Source organism: Kitasatospora sp. NPDC036755 (assembly GCF_040636595.1).
In the GTDB taxonomy this organism is placed as follows: domain Bacteria; phylum Actinomycetota; class Actinomycetes; order Streptomycetales; family Streptomycetaceae; genus Kitasatospora.
Genome location: NZ_JBEZUT010000347.1, coordinates 1 through 8,924 on the forward strand (window position 1 = coordinate 1; position 8,924 = coordinate 8,924).

At 72.6% G+C, this 8,924-nt stretch carries 8 protein-coding genes; 3 read left to right on the plus strand and 5 right to left on the minus strand.

All coding sequences use genetic code 11. From position 1 onward, the window contains the following. Window positions 1-239: 239 nt before the first annotated feature. The 3 genes from ettA to AB0E96_RS34430 all read left to right on the plus strand — a co-directional run bounded on the left by ettA (window position 240) and on the right by AB0E96_RS34430 (window position 3,211). Window positions 240-1,904, plus strand: coding sequence for an energy-dependent translational throttle protein EttA (ettA, locus tag AB0E96_RS34420; RefSeq protein ID WP_359829731.1), 1,665 nt, complete (start codon window positions 240-242; stop codon window positions 1,902-1,904). 128 nt (window positions 1,905-2,032) lie between these two features. Then, window positions 2,033-2,476: a thioesterase family protein gene (locus tag AB0E96_RS34425; protein ID WP_359829732.1), complete on the plus strand. Its 444-nt coding sequence runs from the start codon at window positions 2,033-2,035 to the stop codon at window positions 2,474-2,476. A gap of 48 nt (window positions 2,477-2,524) precedes the next feature. Continuing rightward, the gene (locus AB0E96_RS34430) at window positions 2,525-3,211 is read left to right on the plus strand and encodes a hypothetical protein (protein ID WP_359829738.1); all 687 of its coding nucleotides are present in this window, start codon (window positions 2,525-2,527) and stop codon (window positions 3,209-3,211) included. 57 nt (window positions 3,212-3,268) lie between these two features. Here AB0E96_RS34430 and AB0E96_RS34435 read toward each other — a convergent pair whose 3' ends face one another. From AB0E96_RS34435 to AB0E96_RS34455, 5 genes are all read right to left on the minus strand, one after another. Next, complete coding sequence (locus tag AB0E96_RS34435; RefSeq protein WP_359829733.1) at window positions 3,269-3,673, minus strand: globin; 405 nt, start codon at window positions 3,671-3,673, stop codon at window positions 3,269-3,271. A gap of 90 nt (window positions 3,674-3,763) precedes the next feature. Then, window positions 3,764-4,900 carry an ABC transporter permease gene (locus AB0E96_RS34440; RefSeq protein ID WP_359829734.1) on the minus strand — a complete coding sequence of 379 codons (1,137 nt, stop codon included), beginning with the start codon at window positions 4,898-4,900 and terminating at the stop codon, window positions 3,764-3,766. Further along, on the minus strand, window positions 4,897-5,814 hold the full coding sequence (locus AB0E96_RS34445; RefSeq protein ID WP_359829735.1) for an ABC transporter ATP-binding protein: 918 nt from the start codon (window positions 5,812-5,814) through the stop codon (window positions 4,897-4,899). Before AB0E96_RS34445 ends, AB0E96_RS34440 begins: the two co-directional genes overlap by 4 nt. A 168-nt stretch (window positions 5,815-5,982) precedes the next feature. Then, on the minus strand, window positions 5,983-7,359 hold the full coding sequence (locus AB0E96_RS34450) for an FHA domain-containing protein (protein WP_359829736.1): 1,377 nt from the start codon (window positions 7,357-7,359) through the stop codon (window positions 5,983-5,985). A gap of 73 nt (window positions 7,360-7,432) precedes the next feature. Then, complete coding sequence (locus AB0E96_RS34455; protein WP_359829737.1) at window positions 7,433-8,788, minus strand: VWA domain-containing protein; 1,356 nt, start codon at window positions 8,786-8,788, stop codon at window positions 7,433-7,435. Between the last annotated feature and the right edge of the window lie 136 nt (window positions 8,789-8,924).

Here is an 8,924-nt window from a genome sequence, read left to right on the forward strand (position 1 = left end):
GTCGGGCCGCGGTGTTTCCGGCCGCCGGGGCGGGTCGGGCGGCTCGGCCGGTACCGCGCTCGACGCGGCCCGGGGCCGGGGCGGCGGGGCCGGCCGGACGGCCGAGGGCCGGTGACGGCCGGGGAGCCGTTCGGGATACCCCGGTGGGGTCACCTGGGCGATTCGGGGCTCCGGGCCGGGTGCGGCACAATGGAAGGCTGCAAGCCGAATTACTCCCGACGACGCCGGAGCGATCTCACGTGGCGGAATACATCTACACGATGCGCAAGGTGCGCAAGGCTCACGGAGACAAGGTCATCCTTGACGACGTGACGCTCAGCTTCCTCCCCGGAGCGAAGATCGGCGTCGTGGGCCCCAACGGCGCCGGTAAGTCCACCGTGCTGAAGATGATGGCCGGCCTGGAGCACCCCTCCAACGGCGACGCCTTCCTCTCGCCCGGCTTCACGGTCGGGATGCTCCTCCAGGAGCCGCCGCTGGACGAGACCAAGACGGTCCTGGAGAACGTCCAGGACGGCGTCAAGGAGATCAAGGGGAAGCTCGACCGCTTCAACGAGATCGCCGAGCTGATGGCGACCGACTACTCGGACGCCCTCCTCGAGGAGATGGGCAAGCTCCAGGAGGAGCTGGACCACGCCGAGGCCTGGGACCTGGACGCCCAGCTGGAGCAGGCCATGGACGCCCTGGGCTGCCCGCCCGGCGACTGGGCGGTCACCAAGCTCTCCGGTGGCGAGAAGCGTCGCGTGGCGCTCTGCAAGCTGCTGCTGGAGGCCCCCGACCTGCTGCTGCTCGACGAGCCCACCAACCACCTCGACGCCGAGTCGGTGAACTGGCTGGAGCAGCACCTGGCCAAGTACAAGGGCACCGTCGTGGCCGTCACCCACGACCGGTACTTCCTGGACAACGTGGCCGGCTGGATCCTGGAGCTCGACCGCGGCCGCGCCATCGGCTACGAGGGCAACTACTCCACCTACCTGGAGTCCAAGCAGTCGCGTCTCAAGGTCGAGGGGCAGAAGGACGCCAAGCGCGCCAAGCGCCTCAAGGAGGAGCTGGAGTGGGTCCGCTCCAACGCCAAGGGCCGCCAGGCGAAGTCCAAGGCGCGTCTGGCCCGCTACGAGGAGATGGCGGCCGAGGCCGACAAGATGCGGAAGCTGGACTTCGAGGAGATCCAGATCCCGCCGGGCCCGCGTCTGGGCAGCGTCGTCATCGAGGTCGAGAACCTCAACAAGGCCTTCGGTGAGAAGGTCCTGATCGACGACCTGAGCTTCACCCTGCCGCGCAACGGCATCGTCGGCATCATCGGCCCGAACGGCGCCGGCAAGACCACCCTGTTCAAGATGCTCCAGGACCTGGAGACCCCGGACAGCGGCACGGTCAAGGTCGGCGAGACCGTCAAGATCAGCTACGTCGACCAGACCCGCTCCAACATCGACCCGAAGAAGACCCTCTGGGAGGTCGTCTCCGACGGTCTGGACTGGATCAACGTCGGCCAGGTCGAGATGCCGTCCCGCGCCTACGTGTCGGCCTTCGGCTTCAAGGGCCCGGACCAGCAGAAGCCGGCCGGCGTGCTCTCCGGTGGTGAGCGCAACCGCCTGAACCTGGCGCTGACCCTCAAGCAGGGCGGCAACCTGCTGCTCCTCGACGAGCCCACCAACGACCTCGACGTCGAGACGCTCTCCTCGCTGGAGAACGCCCTGCTGGAGTTCCCCGGCTGCGCCGTGGTCATCTCCCACGACCGCTGGTTCCTGGACCGAGTGGCCACCCACATCCTCGCCTACGAGGGCGAGAGCAAGTGGTTCTGGTTCGAGGGCAACTTCGAGTCGTACGAGAAGAACAAGATCGAGCGGCTCGGCGCCGACGCCGCCCGTCCGCACCGGGCCACCTACAAGAAGCTGACCCGAGGCTGACACCCGCCCGTCACAACGGCCCGGCAGACTGCCCTCCGGGGTGGCCTGCCGGGCCGCGGCCCGTCGCCGCCACCGGCCCTCGCCGGGAAGCGGCGCCGACGGGCGACCGGACACCGAGGAGAACTCCCGTGGCTCGCCACATCTACGCCTGCCCGCTGCGCTGGTCCGACATGGACGCGTTCGGGCACGTCAACAACGTGGTCTTCCTGCGCTACCTGGAGGAGGCCCGGATCGACTTCATGTTCACCCAGGCCGCCGCGGCCGGCGCCGGGGAGTTCGCGGGCGGCTCGGTGGTGGCCCGCCACGAGATCGACTACAAGCGCCCGCTGGTGCACCGGCCCGAGCCGGTCACCATCGAGACCTGGGTGACGAAGATCGGCGGCGCCTCGCTGACCGTCTCCTACGAGATCAAGGACGTCGCCGAGGACGGCAGCGACACCGTGTACGTCCGGGCGTCCACCGTGGTCGTCCCCTACGACCTGGCCGAGGGCCGGCCGCGCCGGATCTCGCCGGTGGAGCGGGAGTTCCTGGGCCGCTTCATGGACGAGGAACCGGTGGCCGCCGCCGTCTGACCCCACCCGACGATTCGAGCCGACGATTCGAGCTGAACCGCTGTGACCATCACCGCCCGTCTCGCCCTGACCGACACCGGGGAGGCCGCCGACCTCTCCGCCTTCCTGCAGCGCCTGCTGCGCTTCGACCGGGCGGCGGCCGTCCGGCTCCAGGCGGTGGGCCCCGGCGAGGGGGACGGCGTGCTGGCGGTCTTCGGGCGGCTGCCGCTGGGCGGCTCGGGGACGCTGGCGATCCGCACCGTGCGGCTGGGCGGTCTGGACGAGGCGGTGGACCTGACCGTCTCGGCGGGCCAGCTGCTGGACGGCGTGGACGCGGAGGCGGGCGCCGTCGGGCTGCCCGCGCCGGTGACCGGCCCGGCCTGGGCCGGGCTGCTGCCGCCGCGCACCGGCTGGCGTCCGGTCGGCGCCCCGCCGGTGGCCGAGGTGTACCCCGAACTGATGGCCGGGGTGCGGGAGTTCCGCGAGCGCAGCGAGGCCGTTCCGGCGCACCACCGCACCCGTGCGGTGCTGGACGCGCTGGCCGACGAGATCTGGTCCCGCCCGGTCTCCGTGCTGCCCGAGCTGCCGCTGCGCGCGCCGCACGCCGCGTACGTGATCGGCTTCCTGCGGCCCGGCGCCCCGCTGACCGTGCACCGGGCGGGCGGCTGGCTGCGGCTGAGCGCCCCGGCGGGCTCGGTGGCGGTGCGCACCGCGGCCGCGCCGGGTGCGGGGCTGGGGCTCAGCCCGCTCCGGTAGGCGTGGAGCGGGCTCGGCGGAGCCCGGGCTCACGGATCACGGCCTCGTGGGGCCGGCTCAGCCCGGGGTGTTGATCATCGAGGCGGCGGCGTAGGTCAGGTACTCGAGCAGCTGCTGCTCGTGCTCGTCCGCCAGGTCCAGGCTCGCCACGGCTGCCCGCATGTGGGTGAGCCAGGCGTCGTGCGCGGCCTTGTCGACCTTGAACGGGGCGTGCCGCATCCGCAGCCGCGGGTGGCCGCGCCGCTCGCTGTAGGTGCGCGGGCCGCCCCAGTACTGCATCAGGAAGAGGGCCATCCGCTCCTCGGCCGGCCCGAGGTCCTCCTCGGGGTACATCGGCCGCAGCAACTCGTCCTCCGCGATGCCTTCGTAGAACCGGTGGGCCAGCCGCCGGAAGGTCGCTTCACCGCCGACCTGGTCGTAGAAGGTCTCCTCGCTCAACGTGCCCCGCCGGATCTCTCTCACCCGACCATGGTCGCAGACGCCGACGGGGTCGTACACCGGGACCAAAGGCGTACGACCCCGTCGGGATCGGTGGGGATCAGCCGGGGAGGGTCAGTCCTCCCAGCGGAACAGCTTCCAGGAGATGCCGGTCAGCACGGCCGCGAAGAGCAGCAGGCCGCCCATGGTCGGCAGGGCGTCCATGACGCCGCCGCCGCGGGTGAGCACCGACTGGGCGGAGTCGACCAGGTAGTGCAGCGGCATGACCTCGGAGACGGCCTTCAGCCAGCCCGGGGCGCCGTCCAGCGGGAAGAACGAGCCGGACAGGAAGGACATCGGCAGCACGATGATCTGCGAGATGCCGTTGGCCGCCTCCTCGGTCTTGGCGACCGAGCCGGCCAGCAGGCCGATCGACATGAAGGCGAGCGTCGCGCAGGCCACCAGCGGGATGACCAGCCACCAGTTGCCGGTGAGCTTGAGCCCGAAGAAGCTCGTCGCGACGACCAGGAAGACGGCGGTCTGCAGGAACGCGGTCAGCAGCGAGACCAGGACCCGGGAGCTGATCACGGTGCCGGCGTTGATCGGGGCCAGCCGCAGCCGTCGCAGCACCTTGGTCTTGCGCCAGTTGACCAGCGTCAGCGCGGCGCCGAAGACCGCGCCGGTGGCGACGGCCCAGCCGAGCAGGCCGGGGGTGAGGAACTGGATCGGCTTGAGGGACTTGTCCTCGACCTGCTGGGAGTCCAGCACGAAGGCCGGCTTCTGGCCGGTGGCCGCCTGGTTGGCGGTCTGGACCACCGAGTCGAGGATGCCCTGGAGGGCGCCGGCGCGGACCTGGTCGGCGGCGGTGTAGCGCAGCTCGACGGTGCCGTCCGGGCCCTGCTTGATCAGCGCGTCGTAGTCGCCCTTGCGGACCTTCTCCAGGGTGGCGGCCTCGTCGTCGGTCTTCGTGATGGTGAGGACCTTCTCCAGGCCGGCCCGCTGGTCGCCCTGGATGGAGTCGAACAGCTTCACCGCGCCGACCTGCGCCACCTTGGCGTGGGGGCTGCCGGAGCCCTTGGTCACGGAGCCGAAGAACACCAGGAACACCAGCGGGAACAGCAGGATGAAGAAGGTCGCGGTGCGGTCGCGCTTCATCCCGAGCAGCATGGCGCGGGACAGGCTCCAGAACGCGCTGACCCGCTCCCGCTCGCCGGCGGCCGGGCCGCCGCGCCGGCCGGGGGCCTGCGGCTCGGTGGGGGTGGTGGGGGTCATACGCGGAACTCCCGTCCGGTCAGCTGGAGGAAGACGTCCTCCAGGGTGGCGCCGCGCACTTCCAGACCGCGCAGCGCGTTCTGCTCGGCGAGGACGCTGAGCACCGGGGCGGGAAGGCGGGTGGAGACGGAGAGCGAGACGCTGTCGTCCTCCAGGGTGGTGATGTCCGCGCCGGCCGCGGTCATCAGCTCCCGGGCCCGGTCGAGCGGGAGCTGGCCGGAGGCCACGCTGATCCGGACGGTGTCGTCGATCTCGCGGATCAGCGCCGCCGGTGCGCCGGTGTGCAGGATCTTCCCGTGGTCCATGATCGAGACCCGGTCGCAGAGCACCTCGGCCTCGTCCAGGTAGTGGGTGGTCAGCACGACCGTGCGGCCCTCGGCGTTGATGTCCCGCAGGAGGTCCCAGAGGTTGCGCCGGGACTGCGGGTCGAGGCCGGTGGTGGGCTCGTCCAGGAAGACGAGCTCCGGGTCGTGGGCCAGGGCGCAGGCGATCGACAGGCGCTGGGCCTGGCCGCCGGACATCTGGTCGGTCATCGTCCCGGCCTTCTCGGAGAGGCCGACCCGCTCCAGCATCGCGTCGGCCCGCTTGGGGCCGACCCCGTAGAACGACGCGAAGGTGCGGATGGTCTCCCGGGCCGTCAGTTTCCGGAAGAAAGCGGAGGCCTGGAACTGCACGCCGATTCGTGGCAGCAGTTTCGGATTGCGCGGCCAGGGCGCCATGCCCAGCAGTTCGACCCGGCCCTCGTCCGGTTTCCGGACGCCCTCCAGGATCTCCATTGTGGTGGTCTTCCCGGCGCCGTTGGGGCCCAGGATCCCGTAGAACTCGCCGGCCTCGACGGTGAGCGACACCCCGTCGACGGCCTGCACATCCCCGTACCGCTGGCGGATGCCGTCAGCGGATATAGCAGCAGTCATGTGCCATGAGCCTAGGGGCTGGGAAGGCTCCTGCGCACACCGGTGCGGGGGAATTTGCGGATATTTTGGAGACGGCCCGAATGCGGCCGGGCCGGGCGGATGTCGAATTCCGCCCGGCCCGGCCGGAGTTGTCGGCGGAGGGCCGCCGGATAACGATTTGACGGACTTTCAGCCCCGGTGCACGGTGATGGTGGTCCAGGCGCCGATGTGGATCCGGTCGCCGTCGTTCAGCGGCACCGCGGTGTGCGGGGCGACGGGCTCCGCGCCGCCGTTCATGGTGGTGCCGTTGGTGGAGTCCTGGTCCACCAGGACCCAGCTGCCGTCCGCCTGTTCGGCGAGCAGCGCGTGCTGGTGCGAGGCGCCCGGGTCCTCCGGCGGGACGGACAGGTCGATCTCCGGCACCGTGCCGCGGTGCTGGCTGCGCCGCCCGATCCGCAGCTGGCCGCGGCCGGTCAGCGGGATCCGGCGCTCGGGGCAGTACGGCGGGAAGAACAGGCCGGCCGCCTCGGGGCCGCTGCGGGCCATCATCTCGGTGAAGTAGTCCCGGTCGGCCGAGACCACGGCGATCCAGTTGGCCCGCGCCGGCTCGGCCGGGACGGGCTCCTGGGGCTGCTGCGGCTGCGGTTGCCGCGGCGGCGCCAGGGTGAAGGAGGTGCCGAAGTCGCCGCCGCGGCTGTTCGGGCCGGGGCCGGCCGGCTGGGCGTACACCGGGCCGGAGTCCTCGCGCACCGAGGTGTCGGGGAACCCGCTCTCCGGCGCGGGCCCGTCCTGGCCGTGGCCGGCCGGGACGGGCGGGTAGCCGTAGCCGTGCGGGTGCCCGGGGGTCTGGGGCTGCTGCGGGACGGGTGGGGCGACGGCCTGCTGGGCGGCCGGCGGCGGGGCGAGCGGTCCGCCGGCCGGCGTCTGCCCGAACGGCGGCTGCCCGAAGGGGTGTTGGCCGCCCGGGGCGTGGCCGGCGGGATCATGACCGGCGGGGGCCTGCGGCGGGGTGCCGCCGTAGGCCGCCGGGATGTTCAGCGGCGGCTGCTGACCGGGACCGGGCTGACCCGGGCCGGGCTGGGCCGGACCGGCGCCGGGCACCTGGCGGCGCGAGGGCGTGGAGAGCTCGTAGTCGTAGCCGCACTCCTCGCAGAACCGTCCGGTCTGCGGGCTGCGGCAGATCGGGCAGACGGCCAGGCCCGCGGTGAGGCCCTGCGGTCCGGCCTGCGGCGGGACGGCCCCGTACGAGGGCGCGGCTCCGTGCGAGGGCGCGGCTCCGTGGGCGCCGTGCGGCGGCGGGGGCAGCTGTCCCGGCGGCGGCAGGGGCGCGCCGTGCGGCGGGACGGAGCCCGGCGGCATCGGCGGCGGAGGCGGCGGCGCGCCGAAGGACGCGCCGCCGTACCCCGGGTGCCCACCGGAGTGCGTGCCGGGCGCGGAGTCGGCCCCGGGCGCCCCCGGGTAGCCTCCGTGCGCCCCCGGTGCGGGGGCCGGCGGGGTCATCGGGAAGCCGCAGAAGTCGCACCAGTCCTCGGCCTGCGACTCGTGGCCCCTCGGGCAGATCGGCATCAGGTCCCCCTCGTTTCGGGCCCGCTCGGTGCGGCGTCGCGCCGGGATGTCGGTCCGGTCACGTCTTCAGCGGTCACTTCTTCACACGTACCGTCTTGGTCGACCGGGTCTCAAGGGTCATCGAGTCGGCCTCGCTCACGTTCTTACGGAACCGAACCGTACCCTCCTTCGGGTCCACCACGTCCACCACCTTCTGGAGCAGCCGGTAGGTGCCCTCGTTCCCGGTCGCGTGGGCGATCCGGACGGCGGCGCCCAGCTTGGCCGTCGCGCGGTGGACGTCCCCGGCCCGGTGGGCCTCCAGGCCCTCCTGGATGGACGAGGCGAGCTCGGCCTGCCCGGTGTAGTGGGCGACCTGCGGGCTGATCCGGGTGGAGGAGGCCAGGTCGTCCGTCCAGACCGCCTTGACCAGGCCCTGGGTGAGCACCTCCGGGGTGCCGCCGGCGACCTGCTGGGGCAGCACCAGGCTGACCCGGGCGGCCAGCATCTCGTTGCCGACCGAGGCGGCCGGCACCTCGACGCAGACGTGGTAGTCGCGGCTCTCGTCGCCCCAGGAGCCGGTGGGGTAGTCGCCGGCCCGGGGGCCGGCCTCGGTGCGGCGGGAGGTCAGGTCCTCGACCGACGGGGCGACCTGCTTGACGAACCGGACCGTGGCGTTGGCCGGGGTCCAGATCCGCAGCGCGACGTCGGCGACCTGCTTGCCCATCGCGCCGGCCATCATCGAGCGGAAGTCCTCGGCCAGGCCGGAGGGCTCGGCGACGATGTCGGTGGTGCCGAGCAGCGCCGAGGAGATCCTGCGCAGCTCGTCGATCCGCCAGTCGGTGCCCACGCCGCGGCAGTCGGCGGTGAAGTGGCCGGTCACCCGCTCGACGGTGCGGGCCAGGTCCTCGGCCGACTCGTGCTCGTTGTTGCCGTCGGTGAGCAGGACGGCGTGCCGGATGGCGATGTCGCGGCGGGTGAGGAAGAGCTGGTCGGCCTTGGCCAGCCAGGTGCCCATCGCGGTGCCGCCGGCCGCGGTGAGCCGGCGCAGCGACTCCTTGGCCTGGGCGCGGGTGATGGCGGAGGCGGTGGCCAGGGTGCCGTCGCCGGGGTAGATGTCGCGGGCCTCGTGGGTGCCGGCGACCACGGCGAAGGCGGTGCCGTCGCGCAGGGCGTCGATGGCGGCGGCGGTGGCCTCGCGGGCCCCGTTGATCTTGCTCTTGGGGTAGTCCATCGAGCCCGAGCAGTCCACCAGGACGACCACGGCCGCCGAGGCGCCGGTGCCCGCCGCGGCGGCGTCGGAGAAGCCGAGCGGCCGACCGCCCGAGGTGCCGCCGCCGGTGGAGGTGACGGTGACGATGGCGTTGACCTCGCGGGCGCCGTCGGCCAGGTACTCGTTCTGGAAGATCTCCACGTCGAATCTGGGCAGGTTCGGCTTCGCCAGAGTTGCCATGGGGCGGTCGGCTCCCGTCGGGTGAGGGGTGGACGTGCTCAGGACGGTGGGGCGGCCCGCCGGGCGGGGCCGGCGGGCCGTGCCGCCGGCCTACGCATTACGAGTGCGTTGCTCTGGCCAACTGTGCTAAGGCGGC

Bases quoted from the DNA above. Each gene is read 5' to 3' on its own strand.
- AB0E96_RS34440 (WP_359829734.1), bottom strand. From the start codon at position 4,900: ATGACCCCCACCACCCCCACCGAGCCGCAGGCCCCCGGCCGGCGCGGC.
- AB0E96_RS34450 (WP_359829736.1), bottom strand. From the start codon at position 7,359: ATGCCGATCTGCCCGAGGGGCCACGAGTCGCAGGCCGAGGACTGGTGC.
- AB0E96_RS34455 (WP_359829737.1), bottom strand. From the start codon at position 8,788: ATGGCAACTCTGGCGAAGCCGAACCTGCCCAGATTCGACGTGGAGATC.
- AB0E96_RS34445 (WP_359829735.1), bottom strand. From the start codon at position 5,814: ATGACTGCTGCTATATCCGCTGACGGCATCCGCCAGCGGTACGGGGAT.